Annotated in this window: 22 protein-coding genes; 3 read left to right on the top strand and 19 right to left on the bottom strand. The window is 37.7% G+C overall.

Annotated elements, in window-relative coordinates; all coding sequences use genetic code 11:
* Positions 1–23: 23 nt before the first annotated feature.
* The 11 genes from IGL31_RS04470 to IGL31_RS04420 form a co-directional block, all read right to left on the bottom strand.
* The gene (locus tag IGL31_RS04470; protein WP_002331497.1) at positions 24–911 is read right to left on the bottom strand and encodes a PhnE/PtxC family ABC transporter permease; all 888 of its coding nucleotides are present in this window, start codon (positions 909–911) and stop codon (positions 24–26) included.
* Positions 911–1,708 carry a phosphate/phosphonate ABC transporter permease gene (locus IGL31_RS04465; protein WP_002332494.1) on the bottom strand — a complete coding sequence of 266 codons (798 nt, stop codon included), beginning with the start codon at positions 1,706–1,708 and terminating at the stop codon, positions 911–913. The genes IGL31_RS04470 and IGL31_RS04465 overlap by 1 nt, the downstream gene beginning before the upstream one ends.
* Before the next feature lie 11 nt (positions 1,709–1,719).
* A complete protein-coding gene (phnC, locus tag IGL31_RS04460) occupies positions 1,720–2,472 on the bottom strand; it encodes a phosphonate ABC transporter ATP-binding protein (protein ID WP_002302937.1) in 753 nt (250 codons plus the stop codon).
* Between the two features lie 24 nt (positions 2,473–2,496).
* Complete coding sequence (locus IGL31_RS04455) at positions 2,497–3,534, bottom strand: phosphate/phosphite/phosphonate ABC transporter substrate-binding protein (protein ID WP_002306305.1); 1,038 nt, start codon at positions 3,532–3,534, stop codon at positions 2,497–2,499.
* Between the two features lie 319 nt (positions 3,535–3,853).
* On the bottom strand, positions 3,854–5,566 hold the full coding sequence (locus tag IGL31_RS04450) for a DUF4091 domain-containing protein (protein ID WP_086299755.1): 1,713 nt from the start codon (positions 5,564–5,566) through the stop codon (positions 3,854–3,856).
* Positions 5,535–7,091 (bottom strand): DUF5597 domain-containing protein, encoded by a 1,557-nt coding sequence (locus IGL31_RS04445; protein WP_086299756.1) that lies wholly within the window; start codon positions 7,089–7,091, stop codon positions 5,535–5,537. The genes IGL31_RS04450 and IGL31_RS04445 overlap by 32 nt, the downstream gene beginning before the upstream one ends.
* Before the next feature lie 37 nt (positions 7,092–7,128).
* Positions 7,129–8,094 carry an alpha/beta hydrolase gene (locus tag IGL31_RS04440; RefSeq protein ID WP_086299757.1) on the bottom strand — a complete coding sequence of 322 codons (966 nt, stop codon included), beginning with the start codon at positions 8,092–8,094 and terminating at the stop codon, positions 7,129–7,131.
* A 4-nt stretch (positions 8,095–8,098) separates the two neighbouring features.
* Positions 8,099–9,466, bottom strand: a complete 1,368-nt coding sequence (locus IGL31_RS04435; RefSeq protein ID WP_002332499.1) for a glycoside hydrolase family 1 protein — start codon at positions 9,464–9,466, stop codon at positions 8,099–8,101.
* Positions 9,450–10,364 (bottom strand): ROK family protein, encoded by a 915-nt coding sequence (locus IGL31_RS04430; RefSeq protein ID WP_086299758.1) that lies wholly within the window; start codon positions 10,362–10,364, stop codon positions 9,450–9,452. Before IGL31_RS04430 ends, IGL31_RS04435 begins: the two co-directional genes overlap by 17 nt.
* A complete protein-coding gene (locus IGL31_RS04425) occupies positions 10,364–11,710 on the bottom strand; it encodes a PTS sugar transporter subunit IIC (RefSeq protein ID WP_086299759.1) in 1,347 nt (448 codons plus the stop codon). Before IGL31_RS04425 ends, IGL31_RS04430 begins: the two co-directional genes overlap by 1 nt.
* 15 nt (positions 11,711–11,725) lie before the next feature.
* The gene (locus tag IGL31_RS04420) at positions 11,726–13,930 is read right to left on the bottom strand and encodes a glycoside hydrolase family 3 N-terminal domain-containing protein (RefSeq protein WP_086299760.1); all 2,205 of its coding nucleotides are present in this window, start codon (positions 13,928–13,930) and stop codon (positions 11,726–11,728) included.
* Between the two features lie 206 nt (positions 13,931–14,136).
* Here IGL31_RS04420 and IGL31_RS04415 point away from each other — a divergent pair, with 206 nt between their 5' ends.
* Both IGL31_RS04415 and IGL31_RS04410 read left to right on the top strand, forming a co-directional pair.
* Entirely contained in the window at positions 14,137–15,282 is a 1,146-nt protein-coding gene (locus IGL31_RS04415) for a helix-turn-helix transcriptional regulator (protein WP_086299990.1), read from the top strand.
* Between the two features lie 119 nt (positions 15,283–15,401).
* A complete protein-coding gene (locus IGL31_RS04410) occupies positions 15,402–16,151 on the top strand; it encodes a LytR/AlgR family response regulator transcription factor (protein ID WP_002306297.1) in 750 nt (249 codons plus the stop codon).
* Positions 16,152–16,234: 83 nt separating this feature from the next.
* On the opposite strand, the gene IGL31_RS04405 is transcribed toward IGL31_RS04410, so the two are convergent.
* The 8 genes from IGL31_RS04405 to IGL31_RS04370 all read right to left on the bottom strand — a co-directional run bounded on the left by IGL31_RS04405 (position 16,235) and on the right by IGL31_RS04370 (position 23,746).
* Positions 16,235–17,494, bottom strand: coding sequence for a GHKL domain-containing protein (locus IGL31_RS04405; RefSeq protein WP_086299761.1), 1,260 nt, complete (start codon positions 17,492–17,494; stop codon positions 16,235–16,237).
* Positions 17,495–17,569: 75 nt separating this feature from the next.
* Positions 17,570–19,297: a hypothetical protein gene (locus IGL31_RS04400; RefSeq protein WP_086299762.1), complete on the bottom strand. Its 1,728-nt coding sequence runs from the start codon at positions 19,295–19,297 to the stop codon at positions 17,570–17,572.
* A gap of 13 nt (positions 19,298–19,310) precedes the next feature.
* Entirely contained in the window at positions 19,311–20,327 is a 1,017-nt protein-coding gene (locus IGL31_RS04395) for a DUF916 and DUF3324 domain-containing protein (RefSeq protein ID WP_086299763.1), read from the bottom strand.
* A gap of 13 nt (positions 20,328–20,340) precedes the next feature.
* On the bottom strand, positions 20,341–21,051 hold the full coding sequence (locus tag IGL31_RS04390; protein WP_086299764.1) for a WxL domain-containing protein: 711 nt from the start codon (positions 21,049–21,051) through the stop codon (positions 20,341–20,343).
* Between the two features lie 41 nt (positions 21,052–21,092).
* On the bottom strand, positions 21,093–21,758 hold the full coding sequence (locus IGL31_RS04385) for a WxL domain-containing protein (RefSeq protein WP_086299765.1): 666 nt from the start codon (positions 21,756–21,758) through the stop codon (positions 21,093–21,095).
* Positions 21,755–22,075 (bottom strand): LPXTG cell wall anchor domain-containing protein, encoded by a 321-nt coding sequence (locus tag IGL31_RS04380; protein WP_086299766.1) that lies wholly within the window; start codon positions 22,073–22,075, stop codon positions 21,755–21,757. The genes IGL31_RS04385 and IGL31_RS04380 overlap by 4 nt, the downstream gene beginning before the upstream one ends.
* A 391-nt stretch (positions 22,076–22,466) precedes the next feature.
* The gene (locus IGL31_RS04375) at positions 22,467–23,348 is read right to left on the bottom strand and encodes a LysR family transcriptional regulator (protein WP_002331511.1); all 882 of its coding nucleotides are present in this window, start codon (positions 23,346–23,348) and stop codon (positions 22,467–22,469) included.
* 20 nt (positions 23,349–23,368) lie between these two features.
* The gene (locus IGL31_RS04370) at positions 23,369–23,746 is read right to left on the bottom strand and encodes a MerR family transcriptional regulator (RefSeq protein ID WP_002331512.1); all 378 of its coding nucleotides are present in this window, start codon (positions 23,744–23,746) and stop codon (positions 23,369–23,371) included.
* 222 nt (positions 23,747–23,968) lie between these two features.
* On the opposite strand from IGL31_RS04370, the gene IGL31_RS04365 reads away from it, so the two are divergent.
* Positions 23,969–25,162: an MFS transporter gene (locus tag IGL31_RS04365; RefSeq protein WP_086299767.1), complete on the top strand. Its 1,194-nt coding sequence runs from the start codon at positions 23,969–23,971 to the stop codon at positions 25,160–25,162.
* Positions 25,163–25,272 lie beyond the last annotated feature (110 nt).

Here is a 25,272-nt window from a genome sequence, read left to right as displayed (position 1 = left end):
CGTTCTCCTCTTTCTATAAAATTTTATGTTTTGACAATATATTTTTCTTTTAATTTCAAAGAAATAAATTCTAACAGTACAGCAATCGTCAAGATCATATAGACCATCACGCCGATTTCTCGAAAATCAAAATAAAAGTTACTAGCCATCGTCAACTGAAAGCCTAATCCTCCTGCACCAGCTGCAGCTCCTACCGCAATCGCATTTGTAAAATTGATTTCAAACCGAATGAATGTCCAAGAAAGCAATGTCGTGAAACAATGAGGGAGAACACTTTGAAAAACAATCTGCCACCAGCTCGCTCCACACGCTTTCAAACTTTCGATCATGCCAGACTCCATTTCTTCAATACTTTCAGAATAAACTTTTGTCAAATAAGCAATGCTGTGAAAAGACATCCCGATAATTGCAGCATTCGCTCCTAATCCGATCAAAATAGAAAAAATCATGACCCATAAAATCGTGGGAACTGCTCGAATAAAAGACATCAGCCCTCTTATCGTATTGGAAAGAAAGCCACTGCTTAAGTTTCGGGAAGCTAACAGGCTAAGAAAGAAAGCAAGAAAAGCACCAATCACAGTTGTTAAAACAGAGAGACCAATCGTTATACCAAGACTTTCTACTAAAGAAAACGTCGTAAATCTTCCAGATAACTGCGGACGCAAGAAAATATTGAACATATTGGAGAAAAAAGCAGAAACTGCTTCTGTTAACTTGACATTCCCGTAATCCATTGTGATCACAGTGTATGCAGAAACCAAACATAAAAGTAGCAGCATGAGCCTTACAATGATCCGTTCTTGTCGCCATAGTTTAACTTTTATCCTCTGATTTCTTTTCCTGAATGCAACCTTTGAATAAGAGGTTGGATTAAATATGGCATTCGTTTCATTTGTCTGATAATCCATCATCAGCGGATCATCCTCCTTACTGTATTCGAAATTGCCTCCAGTGAGATAACTGCAATAATGACAGTCAGCGTAATCATCCCGACCACATCGTATTGGAATTTTTTGTAATAAAAGTCAAATAAAAAACCAATACCAGTCCCTGTCAGTATCCCGACTAGCGTAGCATCACGAATATTATTTTCTATTAGAAAAAGAAGCCAGCTAAGGAGCTGATTCAGACACATCGGCAAAACACCTTGCCAAATGATTTGCAAATAGGAAGCTCCAGATGCCATCATCGCTTCAATGACGCTGCCAGATACTTCATCGATTGTTTCCATGAATGAACGGGTTAAATAACCAAATGTCGTAAAAGTAATCGCCAAATATCCGGTAAACTCGTTTTGTTTGAAACTTAACAACAAGATTATTGCCCATACAACAATAGGGACATTTCTGAAAAAACTCGCCATGCCTCTAGCGATCACTTTTGTGAAACGATTCAAACCGATTTCTCTTGATCCAATCACAGCTGCTATCAAGGCAAAAATAGCACCTGATGTCGTAGCAGTCACTGCCATCAGTATCGTCTGGACGAGTCTAGATATGATGATCGATAAATAGGCTAGGGAATCACTTGTCGGAATAAAGTTGGAGAATAGCCAGAAAAAACTTTTTGGCACAGCAGAAAAAGCTGCTCCTGCCCGAAATCCAACGCCATGTGCTGAAATAAAATAAAGAAAAGCAATCAGCAAAATATAAAACAAGCGATATCTTTTTTGTTGTCTGAAAAATTTTTCTGCCTCTATTTTTTCCATTCTCTCATCCTTTACACTAATAATTTTTTAGATTGATAGATCGTTTCTATTTTTTCTTTTGTCAACTCGTATGGCCTTCCCTCAAATACGATCTTTCCGCTATTCACTCCAATGATCCTATCGGAATAATCGATGGCTGTTTCCACTTGATGCAAGTTGACAAGGCAAGTAATCGCCAATTCATTGGTTATTCTTTTTAAGTAATCCATGATCGTTTTAGCAGATTTTGGATCAAGAGAAGCTATTGGTTCATCACATAAGATGAGTGCCGGATTTTGCATGAGTGCTCTGGCGATTCCGACCCGCTGCTTTTGTCCACCACTTAATTCGTCACATCGAGTGTACGCAAATGCCGAAAGATCCACCTTTTCTATAAGATCAAAAGCCTGTTCTTTTTCTTCTTCTCGATAAAGACCAGCAGCTCCACTGAGTGTTGTTTTATAACCCAAACAGCCATGCAGTACATTTTCGATTACGGTAAGGCGACTGACAAGATTATAATGCTGAAAAATCATACCAATACGTCTTCTTTTCTTTCGCAGTTCTTTTCTTTTCAGTTCATTCATTTCTCTATCCTCAAATCGAATCGTACCACTATCTGCTTCGATTAATCGGTTGATCGTACGCAAGATGGTTGATTTTCCCGCCCCAGACGGCCCGATGATCGAAACAAATTCTCCTTTTTCAAGTGAAAATGAAATATCCTGCAATGCTTGATTTCCGTTTGGATAGGTTTTCGTGATGTTTTTTACTTCTAATAGCATTTGGCTTTCCTTTCCAGTCTTTTCTTATTTGTTCATTTCTTTGATCTCATCATAAAAGTCATCTGAGACTTCCACATACCGCTCATTTCCTTCTTTTGTGAACATACCTGGGACATCAGCATCTTTTGGTGCAAAAATAGCTTTATTTTCAGCTGTACTATCAGCAGTCATTCCTTTGATGATCTTATCAATATCTGCTTCAGACAACGTCTGTTTGTTTGCTGCAATTGGTCCATTCAAGACCGGTATGGAAAGAATAACTTGTGCTTGTTCCCCTCGTACCGTGTCAAAAGGAGCTTGAGCATCTTTTTTTACTTCGTAAATGACTCCTGCCTTGTTTTCTTCTCCTTGGATCACATCAAAATATTGCGGCATATTCATAAAAGCAGCTACATCCGCGTCGCCTTTTAATAAATTGATCATGGATCCTTGATGAGACCCGCCAAACAACACTTTTTCAAAGAATAGACCATCCATGATAAGATCATCTGTATTCTTTAAATCAAAATGTTCAGCGATTTTGTTGCTCGGTACAGTAAAACCAGAAGTTGAGGTATTCGTGACGAAAGAAATCGTTTTGTCTTTGATTGGATCAATCGTATAGCCACCTGTTTCTTCATACTCTTTGCTGTTTTCTGGTTTCACCGCTAAAAAGCTGTAATATAACGCATCTTCCAGCGTTCCGCTTGGCCCAGAATTGGTCAATATGGCTTCTACTTGCTCATTTTTCTTGTTTGCTTCGATATAGCCTTCTGCACCCATATAAGCTAAGTCTACTTGTCCATTTGCAATAGATTCCACGACCACGTTGTAATCTGTACTTGTCACTAATTCAACTTTCTTATCTGTAGCTTTTTCAACCACCGCTTTTACCGCTTCTCTTGCCGGTTCAAACTCTGCAGCAGATTCATTAGGGTAAAAAGCAATTTTGATCGTATCAGAGGATTGGTTTTGATTACCACTTACTGTCTGATTGGACGAACGACAACCTGCTAATACCATTAGAGTTGCTATTAATACTATACTCACCATCGTTTTTTCTATTTTTTTCAACTCAAACATATCTTAGCTCCTTTTATTTATTTGCTACATCTTTAGTGTACCCTCTATTTGTAAAGTTCTAATTTGTATCTTTCTTAATTCAAATAAAGATTGTAAAAACTATGTAAATTCGTGATTTCTCTATCCCAAAAGTTTATCTAAGCAGGAACAAGGTTCTTTGTCTCTTTTCAGCTAGCTAGATCTAAACTGGTTTAAACAAAGATTTACAAAACTCGCTGTGCTGGAAATATTTTTACGGTGGATTCTTTCCTATCTCGGTTAAAAATAAAAAGCATGCCCTGCAATATGCAGGTCATGCTTTTTATTCACTATTATTTAATTAAATAGAAGTTTCTGTGATGATCGCAATCAATTTCTTTCTTAACTGATCGAATTGACTGTAAGACTGATTGAATAATCTCTGCACAGACTGATGGCTGTTTTCCATCCAGTTTTCTGGCTTTTTCTCTCCAAGAAAATCAGCTAGGAGCTGGTCTGTTTTTGTTTTGTTTATTTTCTCCGCTTCTTTTAGCAGATAAAAGTCTTCTACACCACGATACAGTTCTTTATAGCGAAGAGACAAGAGCAGGCTACCGGAGACAGATGGATAAACCAAGCACAAATCACCAATTGGAAGTGAACTGGTATTGTAACGAATATCTTCTCTTGCATGTTCCGGCCAGCAGTTATATGCCCATCTCAGCAGACCATCTGTTCCAAAATAATAAGCTAATGCTCCTTGTAAGCGGCTTTCTGTCAAAGGACTGTGCAAGAATGTGTTTGGTTTATCTGGATAATTGCAGATGTAGTATTGTGTTTTTCCAGGAAACTGTTCCTTCAGCCATTCATAATTTTGACAAGTACAATAAAAAGATGTGACTGGATAGTCGATCTCTGAAATCAAGGCTTGTAAGACTGGTTCCTTGTCAAATGCCACTTTCAGCTGTAATGTTGGTTCAATTTCTTTTAGACACTTGACAGCTTCTTTAAACGTAGCGATTTCATGTGCTTTTGGCTCATCTGCCATGAGACGAACTTTGTCCCAAATGTTCTTTTTCTTAAAATAGGTAAACAATTGCTGGAAATATTGTCTGAGCTCTTCTTGTTTTTCGATGAATGCCATTTGCTCTATTTCCTCATCATAATAACGGATCACAAGTTTTTCTGGATGTTCTACTGCTTTATTCAAAGGGAAGAAGGGTGGCTGCCAGACGCCTAAAAGGCCGAACACATCGATTTCTTTATCGATCCCTGCTTCAAAAAAACAAGCTAAATACTTATCCAAAATTGAAAAATCACACTGGATATTTCCTTCTTTTGTTTTGAGGACTTTGACCATTGAGTATTCATACAAGTTAGCTGGGAAATCTTTGACAATATAATTGAACCATCCTTTCCAAGGGATTTCTCCTGCAATGACTGTGATGGTTTTTTGGCCTAATTCAGCTAAAGTTGAAGCCATTGTCTGAATCAGTTCAAAATGTTGATTACTCCAAAGAGGCACTTGGAATGTACGAGAAAGATTAGAAGGTTGCTGCCAAATGTCTAAATGGAAGGAGTCAGTTACTTTATCACTGAAAGTAAATGCTTCTACAGTTACTTCTAATCGTTTCTGTCCGATGACTGTTTCTTTTGTTGTTATTCCTGCTTGATAAATCGTGATATCTATTGGATAGGTGCCGGTTTTTTGTTGACCATCAACCGGGATTTCTACGTAAATAGGAGTAAAGCGATCACCAGAATAAGTATGTGCTTTTTCTTCTAACAGTTTATCTCCGTAGAAAATGTCGTCTTTTCCGCAATAATATTCAATAAAATTCGACTTGATGGGCAGTTCTGAGTTGATTTCTATTCGGTATATAGGTATTTCAATCGCATCTGGGATCGTAAATTGCTCGTCTAAGCTGTAATGGTTTTTCTTCCCATCATGCAGCAATAACTGAAATGCGGCTGTACTATTTCGATAAACAGATAGATTTTCGAGTGGCTCCGGTTCTTGGGCAAACATACTAGTAGATGGTTTAAAGGTTTCGTTCGTCAGCAAGATATTCATGGACAACCTCCTGTTCTTTTTTCGGATAGGTATATAAAGAGAATTTGATGATTTTAGGCATATTACCGATATATGGCGTATAGCGCTCATCCCCATTTAAAACACGCTCTGTGGTCCATTTTTTTCCTTCAAAATATCCTTCTTCAAAATTCAAAATTTCTGAACACAGCTCTTCATCTACTGCATCGTGGAATAGAGCAAAGTTACATCCAGCAAAAAAATAATCATTTTCTAATTGAAAAAAGAGGCCAGCAGTGTTCAGCTGCTCTTTCTTGTCTTTGCTTAAATATTTGATCAAAAATCGGTAATTTCCATCTTGATACTGATACGTCATGTCCTTTTCCTTTTTAAAAGAATGGATCTTGATTGTTTCATCCGTTAAAAACGGGGTTAGTTCTTTAATTATTTGATAACACTTAGTAAAATAAGGCAAACTTCCTGTCGGATCAAAAGCCGCTTGGTCTAATCCTAACTCTTTCAAAAAAGCCTGATCCTCATCTATTATAGCTTCCGTACTTTTTCTAAGATCTTCGATTCCAAATGGAGAATACAAAAGTGCGCCTTTCCCAAATGCATAGAAACAATTAGATAGATATCTTAGATCTTTTCTTGTTTCTGGTATGAAAAGGGGTTGATCAATCATTTGATAATCTTGAATGATTTCCCGAAAATTTTCTTCATAGATATCTGGAGCAAAAGCCGTTAAGCTAGGTGCATTTTTTTCCCATACGTTTAATACATTTTTTGTAGGACCACCGCTAGGATAGTCGCCCGCGCTTTTTCCTTCTTTATGCAGCCAAGCATTGGTGAACAACGGGATATCTAACCATTTTTTTGCTTCTAATGCCATCTTTTCCAGTGCATGACTAAAGGCATAGGCCATGAATGTCTCGTCTGAAAGTTCCTGCCAGCTGTTTGCTTGAGGATATAATTCTCTGATTCTTTCTGGAAGTGTGGATCCATATATTTGCTGTGCTTTTCTAGAGTAATCCCTTGCCGTTTCAAGACAGCCAACCTCATTTTGGATCTGCATCATGCATACTTGATCTTTCAGCGGATGCTGACTGATAAATTGACATAGGCTAGATAATGCGCGACAATCTGCTTCAATTGCTTTCTCGCAAAACGGTGAGATACAATTTAACTGCTCTTGCTTTTGGTTGACTACTCTAAAATAATTTTCTGTATCTGTCTTGATCCACGGAGGAACATAAGTAGATAAACCGTTTTTCCATAAACCGAACCACAGAAAAACCAGCTTGATCTTATTTTCAGCTGCTTTTTGTAACTGAGCTTCTATCAAATCAAAGTTGAATATTCCCGGAATTGACTCAATGTTTTCCCAATAAACAGGTACAAGCAGGGTGTTCAATCCAATATTGTTCACAAATGGCCAAATATTTTTTTCCATAGAAAGTGTCGTGGAAGCTGCTGAATTATGCACTTCTCCCCCTAAGAGAAGACAGGGTTTTTCATCCATGAGAAAATAGAACCGATTGTTCTTATTGATTATTTCATATTTCATTTATTTCCTCCGATCATCGATTCTTTGATGGAAAAGTTCAAAGATTCCAAGTCAATTCATTTACCCATAGACTGATCTTTGTTTTTGTAAATTTCTCTGGCGAAAATTCACACAGCTGGTTGAGGGACAAACTTCGAATGATTTTGTACCTACTTCTATCGGCTAAAAATGGCAGATGTTCAAGTAAGATCGAACGATTTGCTTCAATGGCGTATAAATTTTTGATCGGTACTTGCCAAACGTCTTCTATTTTTTGTGTAGTTTCTACAGCGGCTTGTGACCAAATGATTTCCAGCCACTCGATACAAAGCTCAAACCACTTGGCAAATCGTGGGTCCACCATCTCTTCACTATTTCCACTCCATTTATTTCCTAATGATAATCCGTGCTTTCCTTTTTGAAAAATATGTGTTTCAAATGGTACATCGTTTTCTTCTAACGCTCTCAAATACAAAATAGAATTCTCGATAGGCACCACATTATCTTCGAATGTAGAAAACAAAAAAGTAGGTGGCGTTTGCGGTGTCACACACATGTCTAAAGAAGGAGCCTTGATTTTCATCGCTTCTGCAAAGGAGCTTAAAATAGCCGGATAGGCAAGGATACAAGCACTTGGTTTTCGATCGGACAAAGTAGACAAAGCGGCTGCTAAATGCCCACCGGCAGAAAAACCGATCACTGCAACTTTGGATTGATCGATTTTTGCTTTTTCAGCTAGTAAGGCAATCAGATCCATGCTTTTTTCTGCATCCGCCAGTGCTTTGTGGAAATCACGGTGTTCTCCAACGTGATAGCGCAGCACACCCGCATGATAACCTTCAGCAGCAAATTTCAATGCAATCGGTTCTGCTTCTCTTTCACTGCAAAATCCATACCCTCCTCCTGGAATCACTAGTATAAACGGACGTTTGTCAATACGGTGAAATTCGGGTTTTTCTTCATGAAGATAAACCGTTAGAGTCGTATTGGCTTCGTTGTCAATAGTCATCGTATTGATCTGCATAGGCTTACTCCTCTTCGTTTAATCCATTTTCAGCAATCAATTTTTGATACCAATAAAAGCTATCCTTTTTATAACGATCCAAAGTATTCAAAGAATCATCTGTTCGATCAACATAAATAAAACCGTATCTTTTTTCGATTCCTTCATGGGTGCTGATCAAATCGATCGCGCTCCACGGACAATAACCGATCACCTCTACACCATCTTCCATTGCTAGATACATTTGCTGGATATGCTGTTTCAAATAGTCGATGCGATACTTGTCATGGATTTTTCCATCTTCTGTTAATTGGTCTTTTGCTCCTATTCCGTTTTCGGTTATCAATAACGGCAGACGATATCTTGAATAGATCTCATTTAACGTATAACGGAACCCTTCTGGATCGATTGGCCAGCCGAATTCAGTCATTGGCAAATGTGGGTTCGTTGTTGCTTGAAAGAAATCCGGGATACCAAAGCCAGATTGCTGATCGATCTTGTTTTCTTTTTGATAATAGGCTGACACAGTCATGGTATTGTAATAATTAAAAGCGATATAATCGCATGTACCTTCTAGCATGATTTTTTTGTCTTCTTCTGTTACTTCAGGACAGGCATTGATTTTTGACAAAATGTGCCAGGCATTATGGTTATAGACACCATAAACCGCAGCATCTAAAAACAGCCAGTTTCTTAAAGCACTCATATTCATTGCAGCCAACTGGTCTTCTGGTTTATCAGAAGCAGCATATACACTGGCAATGTTCGGCGCGGGTCCGATCTTTCCTGGATAATTCCCATCATGATAATTTTTCGTGACTAGGGCTTGAGCAACGAGCATATGATGGTTTTCTTGAAACTTTTCTTTCATTGATTTATTACTTGTACCAATGATCGAACCAGCTAAAGCCATGACATTTTGTTCATTGATTGTTTGCCAATAGTTTACTTCTTGACCGAATGTGTCAAAAAGCAGCTGGCAGTAATCAGCGAAAGCTTGGATCGTCGCCCTATTTTCCCAGCCTCCCTTTTCATGGATTTCATAAGGCAAATCAAAATGGAATACCGTCACGATCGGCTCGATCTCATTTTCTTTCAATAAAGCAATGAGTTTCTTATAAAACTCCAGCCCTTTTGGATTAACTTTTCCATTAGACATGACTCTACTCCAAGAAATCGAGAACCGATAAGCTTTTAATCCTAGCTCTTTAAATAAACGAACATCTTCTTCAAAGCGATGGTAATGATCTACCGCCACTTTGAAATCACTTGTTCCGTCAGGTATTTCTTTCATATCTTGAACAGACGGCGCTTTACCGTCTGCATCCCAAGCTCCCTCTGTCTGATACGCACTAGTGGAAGCTCCCCATAAAAAATCAGTTGGAAATCTCATTCAATCGTACTCCTTTCGCTGCACCGATCAGATTTGCTTCAGACTCAAAGGCGGCAGCTTCTATCGTCATTTTCGTAATCGTTTGTTCGATCATCGGCGACACAGAAAAGATGGCTTCATAGTTTTTCTGGATATCTCTGATCAGCCTTTTTTGTTTACTGATTCCACCGCCAATAATTATTTTGTCCAAATCCAGCAAACACTGGATATTGAAACAAAGAATCGCTACTTGATTGCAGTATGTGCGATATAAAGTTTGTGCTTGTTCATCTTCTTTTTGATATAGATAATCAAATACAAGAGGTCCTTCTGGTTCACACTGAAATAATTTTGCCAGTTCTTTTACTAATCGAACAGCTGACAAATTGATCCCTGCAAATGATTCAGCCCCATTTATCCCACGATCTTGTATCAAGAAACTAACCTCTCCAGCTTGACAATGGGGTCCTTTTCTTACCTGCCTATCTAGCAAAAGTCCAACGCCGACGCCTGTTCCTAGAATAATTCCTGCACCATTTTCAATCCCTTTTAAATGACCGAAACTTGCTTCTCCCAATACAGCAGCTTTCGCATCATTTTCTACGAACACACGAACGGGCAAATGTTTTTCTATTTCTTGCTTTAAATTGACTTCATTCAGGCATGCGACTGCTCCACCAAAAAAGACGGTTGACGCTTCTTTCACCGCACCAGGAACAGAAAATCCGACAAATTCAATGGGTTCGATCTGCTGATAAGAACGGATCAATTCGACAAGGACAAGGATAAAATTGTCCTTATCTGTTTTTGGTGTCTCTATTTGTCTTTTTTCTCTTATTTGCGTATCCATTATTAAAGCTGACTTGATATACGTTCCACCGATATCGATACTTAATGTCCACATGCTTTTCCCCTTCATTATGCTTCGACTTCTGCATTGATGATTTTTTCTGCTTTCATTTCTGCTTCTTCTTTTTCCAGCGCCGCTTCTAACTCTAGTTCTTTCTTATCTGCGATCTTAATGAATGGGTACCACATCACCACACCGATTGCCATACAAATAACCATTAGGATCGTGTAGTTCAATCCGCCTGATAAAGGCATCTTCACAAATGTAGGAGTTGTCCAAGGTAATAGCGACATAGTCGGATTCAAAGAAATCGGCAATATGGTAGTGGTTAATCCCCACGTAACGAATCCTGCAATCAATTGTGTAAAGATTTGTGGAATAAAGAAAATCGGATTCAAGATGATCGGCATCCCAAACATCAATGGTTCTGTCACATTGAATAAGGATGGAACAAAAGATAATTTACCTAACTGGCGCATTTTGGCTGATTTGCTTTTGATCATGAAAAATGTCACGAATCCCATGAATCCAGCTGCGTACATCCCCATGTAGATAACAGACGGAACTAAATAGGGTAATGCTTTTCCTTCTTGGAAGGCAGCAATATTCCCAACGACCATCGTCATACTGATTGCGCCTAAAGGTCCTTGCAAAACAGCATTGTGGATACCGAAGAACCATAAAACAGCTAATAATTCCATGATAATGATGATCGATAACGGACTCGCTACTAAAGAGTTCAATGGGGCATTGATTACGTCGATAAAGAATTGGAAAATCGTTCCTGATTGTGTCAAGCCAAACAATACTCGCAAAGCAAATACAACAACAAAAATGATCGTAACGACAAATACTGGTGACAAGGATTGTGTGACCATTGGCGGCACGCTTTCCGGTAATTTGATCATAATATTTTTCTTAGCTAAGAAGGCATAGAAGCGGGTAATGAGCAAAGCGACAAGCATACCGATAAATAATCCTTGTCCGCCCAGATAATCCAATCGTAACGCACCGACAGCTTGTTCAACTGCTTTCCCATCTTGTGTGACAGTTGTCATGACGGATTGCGGCATCAGCATAATGAAACTTGCCAAAGAGATGATCGAGGCATTCCGTTCATTGGTCCCTAATTGTTTTGCATAAGAGAAAGCTAAACTATATACGACATACAACGAGAAAACACCTGTAGCACCATTAGTGATTGCTTCTACATGAGGAAAAATCCCCACATTTTTCAAAAAATCGATCCAGCCAGGAAATGGGAAATTACCAATAATTGTAATGAAGGCAATCCCTAATGTAATTGGACTCGTTCGGATAAACCCTTCCATCAATGCGGCTAACACTTTGTTCTTTTGTAATTTCTCCGACATCGGCAATAGTCTGCTACTTAAAAACTGTTCTAATTTTTCCATCTTTCTTCTCCTTTTTTATAATTGAATTGTACGGTCATCTTCTGAATCTACTGTCGAGAGAGAAAAAGTAAATTCGCCAGACTCCCAAATTTTTTCCCCTTGATTGTTATAAAACATAAGTGCTTCTTTTGATAATGTATAGTTAATCGATTTTTTCTCATCTGCATGTATAGAAACGACTTGACTAGCAATCAACCGTCTAACTGGTTGCACAATAGAAGCTGTCTTGTCCTTTACATAAATATGGATAACTGTTTCTATTGGTTTTGCTGAATGATTGATTACTTCATAAACAAGTTGCAACTTATCTTCTTGATCCTGTATCTCCTGCCAGCTTGCTTCGACTTTTCCATACGTTTTACCAGTGCCAAAAGCAAACAGTGGCTCATTGGATTCATCAATATACTTGGACACAAAGCGAGTGGAATGCGTACTTGTTTCTAAAGGTCGGCCAGTTGAAGCATGTGCATAATAGATTGGAATCTGTCCCTCACTCCGTGGGAAAGTCATGCTGAGTCGAGCACTTGGCGCTGCTTTTCCTGCAAGAAGATTGGCAATACCGATGCCTCCCATCGTTCCAGGATACCAAACGAGCAGCAAACTAGAGAAATAAGGTTCGATCTCCGTTAGGACAAGCGGACGTCCGGTATATAAAATCCCCACGATTGGTTTGCCCAATGCTGCTAACGCTTTGATCAACCGTTTTTGCTTTTCAGGCAATCGAAGGTTAGTTTTAGAAGCTCCTTCTCCACTTTCTAAAAATTGTTCTCCGATCGTCAGTAAAATCACGTCAGATTTTTCAGCAGTTTCCAATGCTTCTTGGAATAATGTTTCTTCGTCTTCGATTGTTCCATTCAGTTGTTCAATTCCAGCTTTTAACGGTCCAAATGGTTCATAAGAATCAAACAGGTTGAATCCTTTTGCAAATAATAGCTGTTCTTTTGAAAAATGCTGTTCTAGTCCATCTTTTAGTGGAATACTATCTTGAGGTTTACCACTGACAGAAGCCCAGAATCCAATCGTCAGACGACTTTTGCCGTAAGGACCGATAACTGCGATTTTCTGGTGTTTTTTTAATGGAAGTGTATCCTCATTCTTCAGCAAGACACAACTCTTTTCCACTAACTTGACTGCTATTTCTTTCGATTCTTCCGTCAGGATTTCTCCCGTGTTCTCTTCTTCAAGCCCACGATAAGGATCTTCGAATAGTCCAAGTTTGTTCTTTAAATCTAAGATCCGCCACACTGCTTCATCTAACAATTGCAAGATCTCTTTATTTTCTTCTGCTAATTTTTCTAAAGAATTGGCATAGACAGAAGTCATCATATCGAAGTCCACACCGGCTTCTAATGCTTTTTTAGCTGAATCTGCTTGATCTTTCGCATAGCCATGTACTTGCAACTCTTCAATAGCCGCATAATCAGATACCAGTACGCCGTTAAAGCCGAACCTTTTTCGAAGAATATCCCGATTAAGCCAGCGATTACCAGTAGAAGGCACGCCATTCAAAACGTTGAACGCGGTCATGACTAGCAAACAATTGGCTTCAACTGCCGCTTGATAAGGAGCGAGATATTCATTGAAGAGACGTTGGTTGGACATATCGACCGTATTGTATTCCCTCCCAGCTTCTGGAGCCCCGTATCCTGCAAAATGCTTGATACATGCGCCCACTCGGTATTTGTCAATCAACTGGAGATTGTCTCCTTGATACCCTTGGACAGCGTGTTTAGCAAATTCTTTTGCAGTATACACATCTTCTCCCGGAGACTCCATCACCCGTCCCCAGCGAGGATCTCTTACTAAATCAAGCATAGGTGAAAATAGAACATGCAGTCCGCTTAAATAACTCTCTTTCGCTGTTTCTTGTGCGGCTTTTTGAATCAAGTCAAAATCATACGATCCAGCTTGTGCTAACGGAATAGGAAAAATGGTTCGGAAACCATAAATAACATCTGACATAAAGAGGAGCGGAATTTTTTTATTCCTTTCTTCCATTATTTTTTTTTGGATTTTTTTTAGTTTTTCAGGTTCATTTATATTATAAATGGAACCAATCTGACTTAAATCAAAATCATCAGGAAAGCCTAATTCCTTTGTTGGTCCGGTATTCATCACATTGCTATCAGTAAATAAGTCGCCGTTCAACTGGACAGTTTGTGCGATTTTTTCTTTTATTGTCAAGGAATCGACTAATTGCTTTAATTGTTTTTCATCCATTATTTTCTCCTTTTTTGTAACCGTTTTTACACTTTTAATTATAACGATAAAATTTTCTTTGTTATACAACAAAAGAAGACTTTATATAAAAATAGAAGAGAGATACCTGAAAAAATTAATATTCAACATGTTATTTTTGCGATACAATGGAAGAAAAAGGATAGACAGGAGGAAAATAATTGAAACAGACAGCGATTTCTAAAATAATGGATTTGTTATACAAAAAATATCTGATCCCCATGGTTTTATTCGATTCAAGCGGCGAAGTTTGCCACCCGAAGATTTCATGGGAGATACAGCCTATCATGGAAAAATTCATTTCGCCTAAAGAGAATCAATCCGTATGTTTATTTAATCACTTTCCTTTTATGTTTGCTAAACTGGATTTTATTACAGACAGCAAGCCCTATTCCTTATTAATCGGCCCTTGCGGTATGATCGGAGAATCCCCTGATACTTTCCTTTTCAAAGGACATAGCTATCACTATGGTATTCACTATACGAAAGAAACAACTGCAGCTTTTGAAGAATTCGTCCAGCTTATCTATGCTTTTCTAACACACGAACTCTTGAAAAAAGAGGAATTGCACTGGGTTTACCAAAAAGAAATCAAGCAGCGATCTACCACGGATCAACGGTTAGAGGACAGTTTGTACGACCGCCGGATGCAAGAAGCCACTTTTGATTCTTATCAATTCGAGCTTCGATACACGGAGTATATCAAACGGAATCAGCCAGAAAAGATTGATTGGCTCTTCAAAAAGATGCAAGAAACGTATCATGTCGAATTGTCCGAAAATGAATTAGAAGGTTTGAAGCTGAAGTTCTCTGCTTTCGTTGCCATCCTGACGCGTATTAGTATCGATGAAGGAGTCCCGATTAATCAGGCCTTCAGTTTATCTGATGCTTTGATCCAAGGCTTGTTCCGTATCCATTCTTCTAGTGAATGGCACACATATATGAAAGAAGCGACTTATCGTTTCATGCAACTGATCCATCAGCAGCCTCTAGCCGATAAATCCATGCTAGTCAAGCAACTGATCAATTATATAGACAGTCATATTTACGATCGTGTAACGCTTGACGAGCTAGCTGAGACATTTGATAAGCACAAGACACATCTTTCTGCTTTATTCAAAAAAGAAATGGGACAAACGATCCACTCCTATATCCAAGAACGGAAGATCAATGAAAGTAAACATTTATTGCTTTTTACGGACAAGAGTTATAAAGAAATCAGCGTATTGCTTTCATTTGCGAGTCAAAGCCATTTTATTCAAGTCTTTAAAAAAACAACTTCCCTTACGCCAAGAGAATATCGCGATCAACATTATGCTTATTCCGTCCATTAAAAAGATAAAATGATATATTCTCTAATTAATAAAAAAACAAATATCAATTATATGATGAAATTTATAGAAAAAATCTGTTATACTAACCGTAATGAAATCTGTCTTAGGGGAATCGAATCATGAAAATCTACTACATTGAAGATAACTTGTTTCATCAGGAACTATTTAAGAAAGAATTAATGAAACATCAAGAGCTGAGTGTCATCTCTCTTCAAATATTCCCGAACAATGAGTTGGAAACGATTTATAAGCGCTTAGATACACTGGTCTTTTCTTCTTCTGATTTGTTTATTATTGACATTGATCTGAAGACATTGCATAGCGGTATTGATTTTGCTAAAAAAATACGGAACAAAAACCCAGAATGCTCCATTATCTTCCTATCAAATGATAATACACGCGGATTAGAAATCATTAATCAGCAGATTCGTCCCGATTGTTACCTTGATAAAACGAACCTAGATGAAGTTGCGCAAACATTGAAACAACTTCTCTTAGAAAAACTGGAAGCTCATAAACAATCGTCCTCTATCATTGAACTGCAAGGTGCCGCAAAAGTCTTTTTGATTGCGCCAGACGAAGTCAATTATATTTCAACGATCAATGGTTCTCGCTCCACATTAGAATTTTATGGAACAAACGAGAACTTCGTTATTCATGATAAAATGAAAAATATCAAACAAAAATTTCAAAATTATCATTTCTTTAATGACCTGAAAAGTTTTTCTATCAACCCGTTCAATATCAAAGAAGTAGATAAACAAATGATGGAAGTCCATTTCAAAAATAAAGATACGCTTTTTTTAAGTTCTTCTAGTGTAAAAAAACTATTGCGCCATATTGACCAGCTGAAACAAACGAACAGCTGACGATTCCTTTTTTCAAACATCAAAACGGGTAGGACATCTCTGTCCTGCCCGTTTTAACTTCAATAGGCTACTTTACTAGCTATTCAAACAATTTTACTGATAGATTTCTCATAGATTGCTAATTCCAAGACAAACATTTTCGTGCGCTTTAAATATTTGATCCCGTAATTGGCGTTTAGATATTTATCCGTGATTTTCGAGAAGTTATAAAGACCGAGCCCCCCATTTTTTTTCATTGAGCTTCCTCTTTTCATCAACTTAGATAAACTTGTTGATGACATATCAGCTGGATTCTCGATTTTGAAATAAAACCGTTCGTTTGTTTGATTGATCGTGATACTGACGGGCACTTCTTTTCTTGTTTTATCACAATGTTCAATGGCATTATTCAGTGCGATAGATAAAAGACGAAGAACATCGATATAATCTGCTTTGATATTATTGATGATATTTAGAACTTGGATATCATAAGAAACACCTGATTGATTTGCTTTTTCCATAAAATGATAAAAAAGCCCGCGTACCGCTGGATCGCCGATTCGCTTCAGAGGATTATGCCTGGCATCATCGATCGCTTCTAAAGAATAATCCTTTAAATGTGTCAATAGCTTGATAGAATTCTCCTGACTGTCATTCTTCAAGCTGTATTCCAATGCAGAAATATAATTCAAATAATCATGACGGAAATCATCCAATTTCTCGTAGTAGTCTTTTGTCTCCTGATTGTCTTTCAAATAAAGTTCGATCACTTGGAACTTTTTCTTGTATATAATAAAAACAATAAAAAAAGCCGTATAAAAAATACTATATAAAAGTGTGATGATCGAAGTAAGGATGTAATCCAATGAATAAAAACTAATACCTAAATGAAAGATGTAAATCAGCACATAAATAACAACGGATAAAACTGTCAGTCCTTTCAGTTTTTTCGTGTAACCGCTGAAATAATCGAATATATCATATTTTTGGTCTGCTTTTCTGATGATTGAAAACAAGCAAGCTGCTAACGCTAGCTCTACTGAAAGGTTCAAATAACTTGTATAAAATCCCAAATATCTTGGAATATCGATTGCTAAGAAAAAGGAAATACCTATCACATTCAATAGAAAATTCTGTAGCAGGACCGATAAAAAAATATTTTCTACCAAAAGATACAAGAACCAGCATGTCACAACATAAGCGATTGCAAAGAAAAATGACGTATATGGAACAAAGAACATATTAGCCATCATCAACCCCAAATAAAATAAGATGAATCGCCATTTTGACGCTCCTTTAAATAACATACTCATCCAAATAAACAAATTTAAATAAGCAACAAGAACAAACATGATTGACTCCATCAACTAACCCCACCCTTTCGTCCTTATCATAACAAAAATAAGAAGGAAAAACAGCCGCGTTTCCCCTTCTTATTATTATGGCGCTGTTTCGATCGTCCATTCCAACTGTGACTGATATTCACCAGCATAAGCACCTGGTAAAACAGCTAACTGGAATTGATGGTTCGCATCTTGATGCAAAGAATAATCTGTCGTATTGTTTTGGACTACTGGTAATTCTATTGCTGAACTATTCGTTATTGGCAATTTTTCTTCGCCATTTAGATAAGTTAATTGCGCAGGCAACTCTCTTGTTCCGTCAGAAAAAGAGGAGGTCTGTTTGACTTTAAGCTGCCAATCTTTCGTAATTCCTGTCGTATCTTCTACAACTACCCCAACAGTTGCTTGTGGTGAAGAATAAACAGTGCTACCGAAAATAACCATATTTTGAAATTGGATCTCCGGATCGATCGATTTAAAGCTTACCTTTCCTTGATTCAATATGATTTTAAAACTTTCGTGATTAGATAGCTGACCTTCTGCATCTTTAGCATAAACTTCTACTTGATTATCGCCAAGTTTCAAATCTGTAAGAGATATATCTTGTGAAAAAGGAAGCCATGAGTCTTTTGCTGTATTGCTAACGTTGTCTTGTAAGACTCTTTCTTGACCATTTAGTTTATAAAACAATGTAACCGTATTACTGTCTTTATCCTTCCATTCCCCATTGATCGTCAATGACTGATCTGTTGGAAAAACATTGACAGTAGCATTTGCCAAAGAATCAGAAAGTTTGATTTGTGGTGGAACAAATGGTTGGGCAAGTGTAATGACTGCATCGTCTTCCGCGACTTGGCCATTACTATCAGAAAGCTTGATATGGATATTGTTCGTTCCGATATTCCCCACATTTTTCAGATCAATCGGAATCGCGAATGTCCCGTCCTCTTTAAAACTACCATCTGGTATAGGTAATTCTTTACCATCTACTGTCAGCACAGGATGGATATCATCTTTTGCCCCTGCCCAAAAACCGGTTAAAGTAGTTTGGTAAGAAGAATCGTCTTTGATATCGATCTTTTTGTTTTTAGTTGCTTCATCAAAAGAGACTCTTAGATCTTGAATGCTTGGCATAGATGCTGTTAGAAAATGATCCCAGTCAAAATTACCAGCCTTACTGTCATAAACAGCGGCATGAAGCATAAATTTATCGTTCTTCAATGCTTCTTCTGTCACGGTCGCTTTATAGCTTAAAATGACTTTAGAACCTTTTAGAGCTAATAAATTCGATAAGGCATATCCATCCTCATATGGGCCATCGTCATATTCAGTGGTGATTGGAATCTCTGTCATTCGGCCATCGTAAGTCAGCGGGTCACCGTGATCTAAATTGACCGATGCATTAAACATCATCAATAGATAAATGTGTAATGATTTGGTTATTTCAACAAATCTCCCCGTATCTTGTATCCCTGCTATCTCATATTTAAATTCAGGCTCTCCTTGTAATTCTAAGCCTTGTGTCTTATCAGGGAACAACATAAGAACAGAAGATTGTTTATACTGATCGGGCAAAGCACCATCATCTAACTTTTCTAAAGTGGTCGTAACCGTCACCGTATCTCCAACAGCCGTATAATGAGGGGAATGATCTTTTTTGTAAGAAATCGATGCTTCAACATGTCCTCCAAGAATCGACCCCTCACTCACTTCTGTATAATCTGCTGCTGAAACCTCAATAGAATGAAAAAAGATACTTCCTAAAACACAAATAAAAAACAAACTTAATATATATAACTTATTTAGTGGCTGATTCAATTTCACTTGAAAGACTCACCTACTTTTTTTGTTTAAGTAATTTGTAACTTAAAAATGCGATGATCAATAATAACAAAATTCCGACTGTAATGATAGCTGTGAGATACGGGATTCCTTTATCTTCTGTCACTGCTTCTTGATTGATCTTTTTGGCTTTTTCTGACTGGATCGTAAAATCAGTTGTCAAATGCCATGTTTTATCTGTGTTGCCTTCGCTGGCATCGATTGTTACCGTGTAATCTCCAGCTTCGATCTTCTCCTTATTCAAGCTGATCGGAAAGTCGAAGTTCGTATTAGGAGCGATCGACATGTTCTCTTTTTTTGTTTCATAAAGAACATCTTTTGATCCTTTTTTTGTGATCTTTGCATCGAATTCGACTTTGCTGATAATTCCAGGTGTTGGGTTTTGTACATTAGCAAACACAGTCGTATATGAATTTTGTAGACCTGCTTTTGCTGAGTTCAGCTTCAAATCAGGTGTGACAGCATCTGTATCGTTTTGCAATTTTACACCGATCACGTATGCATATTTATTGCGGATAGCTGTCCCGTCTACTTTTTCACTGACATTATCTTTTTTGCTGATGTGTATTCCGCCAAGGATAATTCCTTTGAAACGATTTTTTGGCATGTGAACTTGGAAAGTCACATCTTTGGATTCACCAGCTTGTAATTCGATTTCTTGATTTTTAGGAGTAACAAGCTGATTCAATACATATTTAGCAGAAGGGTCCTTCTTTAGATCTGTTTGTCCGTAATCAATGACCCCATTACTGTTTGTGGCAGCATTATTAACGTCTACGCTAAAAGTTGCTTTTTCTTTTGCTGAATTTGCTAAATGGATCGAAATCTCTTCTTTTTGATCTAGACCTAATTGCAAATCAAAATAAGAAACGTTCTTATTTTTTTGAAAGTCGGGAATATTCGCACTGACGCTGTACGCTGATTCATTCGAATCAGCGTATGTCGTCAGTGGCACGACTACAACACTTAATAAACTAAGAGCAGCAACAAACAATGATTGAAGTTTGTTCATTTTTCTCTCCATTCTAAGCAGTTGGGCCTGACGTGAGTGTCCAAGTGATCGTTGCCGTGTATTCTTTTGCTTGTGCAGATCCTGCAGGAACAGACAATTGAACATTTGTGTTATTTCCTTCTGTTCCTTTAAAGACATCCAGCCATGTTCCTTGACCTTTCAAGTTACCAGCTGTCATAACTGTTTTTGCTTGAGTATTATCAAAGATCAAATCACTTGCTGTGGGTGCTTTACTTACATTACCAGAAGTTGTTTCTGTTACTCCATGTTTAAATGTTAGTTCTGCACCTTTTAATTCGGATTTATCACTGGCGATAAATTTTGTAGCTGCGGCTGTTAATGTCCATCCGCCTTCTACTCCACGTTTATCAGTGATCTGAACATGTGGTTCTGCATTTTCAGCGTTATATACTTGACTAGTCGTTGAGATATCTTGTGTGCCAAATGTGATATTTGAGACATAGTCGATTGACAAAGGTCCGTTATCTTCAGTCCCGTGGTTATCTGGGTCGTCCGGATCTACTGGGTTCACTGGATTATCAGGATCATCTGGGTTTACTGGATCTACAGGATCAGTGTTATCTCCTGTAAATCTGATCTTTGCTGTCGAAGTGGTAGAATCTTTTGCTGGCTCTGTTTCATCTGCTTGTACGTTCAATGCGCTTAATAATGAGCTTGATAGCAATACTGTCGCTGCTAATGTGTAGAATACTTGTTTTTTCATCGTTGTTCTTCTCTCCTTATTCGTTCATGATAAATGTTTCATTAAGCTGGTGCGTCTGATAAAGTCCAGACAAGCGTAGCTGTGTAATCACCCACTAAGTTACCTGATGGGACTTTAAGCGAAACATTTGCTGTGTCCATTTCATCTGCCCATGTCCCTAATCCTGTATTCGTATTCGCAGTCGCTGTCATAATGTTTTGTGCGGTATCATTAACTACTACTTCGCTTGTAGCAGGAGGTGTAGCCTTGTTATCTGCAACACTTTTAGCAGTTCCGCTAGGTAATGTTAGTTCTGCACCACTCAATGTTTTATCTTCTGAAGTAAATCCTGGCTTTTCTGTATCGTAATTTACTTGCAAATGCCAGCCAGCCCCAGTTCCTCGTAAATCTGATACTTGTGATTCTGTTAGAGACGCAGGTTTTTCGGCAATATATGTTTCTGTTTTCCCAGAAATCGTTTGAGTACCAAAGTCGATGTTTGAGATATAATCGATACGCAAGTCCCCAGTATTTCCAGTTGGATCATTTGAAGGAGGATTATCATCAGGATCGATTGGATCGATCGGGCCTACTGGATTATCTGGATCTTGTTTCGTTAGACCGATTTTTGCTGTACTCTTACCACTTAGGTCATCTGCATGTACGGCCACTGTTCCCGCTAAGATTGTTGTGCTGATTAATAATGTAGCTAAAATTGTTTTTTTCATTCTCTACTCCTCTTTCTATTCCAAAATATAAATAATAAAATAACTACTAAAAGAAATACTCCACTCCATGTAATAAATGTTTGCTGTTGCTCATTGGTCTTCGGGTATTTCTCTTGTCTGGATTGATCTGCTGATTTATCAGCATCTTGCGAGGATGGTACGGATGGATCAGTTGAACTTGGCGGAACGCTTCCTTCAAAAGTGATACCTACACTACTTTTTTCACTTGCAGCAAACACCACTTGGTTGAAAGCAGAAAGTTGTATCAAGCAACTCAACGTAAAAACCAATATCAAACTTTTTCTAAATCTTTTCATGAAAGCTCCTCCCATTTTTCTTTTCGAACACCTCCAAAGTTATAACCTTCATTTCTTTATAATGATTACAATCCAGAACAACGCTTATTATAGCCGATTCCGTTCTATCCTTTTTTTATTTGTAAGCGCTTATTTAATAAGTTGTGTAAATTTTTTGATTTTTTGATTCAAAATGAAAAATAAAAAAAGGAGTGTGACAATAGTTATGTCACTCTCCTTTTTTCAAATAAACGATGTTCTAAAGCTTGTATTTGAGGTAATAAGTCGAAATTATATAAAATATTTGAAAAGCTATTTTCGTACATCTCATCTTATTTCCTGAAACTGACCACTTTTGTCACAACCTTTTTATCAATTAATATTATTGAGTTTCCTTGATTAGAAATGGTTATTACTGTTCAAAAGCTTCTTTAAAACGGTGGATCAATTCATTGACTACAGGTGACAAGATCCGATTCTTTTTCCAGACTAGCATGCAGTTCGTTTCAATCAGCGGGTCAAGCGGAACAAATCTCACTTCCTTTGAATGATTACTTACAGCCCCTTCTATGACTAAAGCAGCTCCTACCTGATTCTCAATTAGCGAGAACACATTGAAAATCAAATTGTACGTTCCTGTGATCAACAGCTGTTCTTTTTTTATACCTAACCAGTCTGCAAACATTCGTTGTATTTCTGGACGCTTAGAAATCAAAAGAGAGACATTGGAAAAGTCTTCTTTTTTTATTGCATCTTTTTGTGCTAAATCAGAAGCTTTTGAAATGAGTAATCCCCATTTTTCCTTTCTTGGCAGCAAAATCGTTTCATATTTTTCTGTATCTACTGGATCTAGCAAAATCGCTAAATCTAACAGACCTTTTTCTAGCCGCTCCGTGATGTCATCACTTGTTCCGCTATGTATATGAAATTGAACGCTAGGATAATCACGGATCAACTCTTCTAGTAATAATGCCAATGTGTCTGAATTATCAGCTTCCACACATCCGATCGTAAATCGTCCGCTGAATAATTGTTTCTTTCTGTTCTCGAATTCTTGAGTCGTTTGATTCGTCAAATCTAAGATTTCTTCTGCTCGGCTTTTTAGAAAATAACCTGCATCTGTCAAGATCATTTTACGATTTTCACGTACAAACAGTTCTATTCCTAGCTCCTCTTCTAGTTCCTTCAATTGTCGGCTTAAGGTGGGTTGTGTAAGATGCAAAACTTCTGCAGCTTGGGAAATCGTTCCTTCTTCTGCAATTGTCCAAAAATATTTTAGCAAGCGTAATTCCATAACGATGCTCCTTGATTTTTTTACTTGATACATTCCATTTTATTTCTAGATAAAACATGATCATATTTCTTGATTTTACCTTGCAAACGTTCTAAACATTCTTGCATTTCAGCAATTTTTTTCGTCAAAAGTTCACTTTCTTCAATCAAAAGCTTACGTCGTTCAGACACAGTTGCTTCTCCTTCGCTAGATAGACGAATATATTCGATCAAAGACTCAATCGATAATCCAGCGTTTCGCATACAAATCGTAAAATCGACCCATTTCAGGTCTTCTTTTGTATAATCACGAATCCCGCCTTTTGTCCGATTAACTGGCGGAATCAGCCCGATTCGTTCATAATAGCGCAATGTATCGGCCGAAATTCCCTTTTCTTCACTGACTTGTTTGATATTCATTTGATCACTCTTTCTTTTATTATCTTACCACTTCTCTTATGTATCTTATTATTCTATAACTTTAAGTGTACTCTAAGTCAATAACCATTTCTATTAAAACTGAGCTGGATCATCTATATCAGCCGGATCTACTCTATTCGGAATAAAGAAGACTTGTTTTTTTATTCTTTTTTGGATATACTTTTAACAATTTAGGAAAATTTTAGGAAAAGGGGTATAAAAATGACAAAGTATCAGCGAAAGGTATTATTATCGACATCGGCGGGAATTGCATTAGAGAATATGGACATTATGTTTTTAGCTTTTTCATTATCTTCAATGATTGCTTCTTTTCATATTAGTGGTACGCAAGCGGGGTTCATTTCAACGATCACTAATTTGGGGATGCTCATTGGAGGTATTTTTTTTGGCATCATAGCTGACAAATATGGTCGCGTGAAAGTATTTTCTCAAACGGTCCTTCTGTTTTCGATTGCTTCTTTATTGATGTATTTTGCTTCAAATATCTACTTAGTTTATCTCTTTCGCTTTATCGCAGGTGTAGGAGCAGGAGGAGAATATGGTGCATGCATGTCCTTGATTTCCGAAAGTTTTTCCAAAAAACAAATTGGCCGAGCTTCGTCGGTTGCTGGTATTGGTGCGCAGGTTGGTGCGGCTTTGGCTGCGATTTTAGCTGCTTTGATCATTCCAGCGTTTGGTTGGAAGATGCTATATGTCGTAGGCGTACTTCCGGTACTGATGGTATTGTTCATTCGTCGCGGTTTGACTGAACCAAAGGAATTCAAATCTATACAATCCGCCAAAAAGAAAACCAAACTTAGCCGACTATTTGAAACAAAACATCTTGCTTGGCAAACATGTGGCCTTAGTATCATGGTGACTGTCCAAATTACCGGTTATTTCGGGTTGATGAACTGGCTCCCTTCGATTATGCAAGATCGATTAGGACTTTCAGTTTCTGGTTCTTCATTGTGGATGGTAAGTACTATTTTAGGAATGTCTTTGGGGATGATGACTTTTGGCATGATCATGGATAAGATGGGGCCTAAACTAGCCTTTTCTTTATTTTTGATTTGTTCTTCTTTATCTGTCTATCTACTTGTATTAGCTCATAGCCAGTGGAGTTTGGTAGCCGCAGCTGTGATAGTCGGCTACTTTATCAATGGTATGTATGGTGGATATGGCGCAGTAATCAGCAGTTTGTATCCAACGGAAATCCGTGCGACGGCGAATAATTTCATTATGAATCTTGGACGAGCTGTTGGTGGTTTTTCTTCTATCGTCATCGGTTTTTTGATGGATCATTATAGTTTAACTGCCGTGATCTTGTTTTTGAGTGGTATTTACCTAGTCAGTCTGCTAGTTCTGACAACTATTACTGGTATTACAGAATTAAGGGAAAGCTTGCAGCATTAAAATTCGATGATATAAAGAACCAAAAGGGAGACTGATTAAAAAGTTATACTATAATAATAAAAATCTTCTGAAGCATAAAAAATAGAAGCTGGCGTTCCAGATAGTAAACC

The sequence above is a fragment of the Enterococcus sp. MSG3290 genome (assembly GCF_050555565.1).
GTDB lineage: Bacteria > Bacillota > Bacilli > Lactobacillales > Enterococcaceae > Enterococcus_B > Enterococcus_B faecium.
The sequence above is the reverse complement of the archived record's forward strand: the minus strand, read 5'-3'. Positions and strand labels throughout refer to the sequence as shown.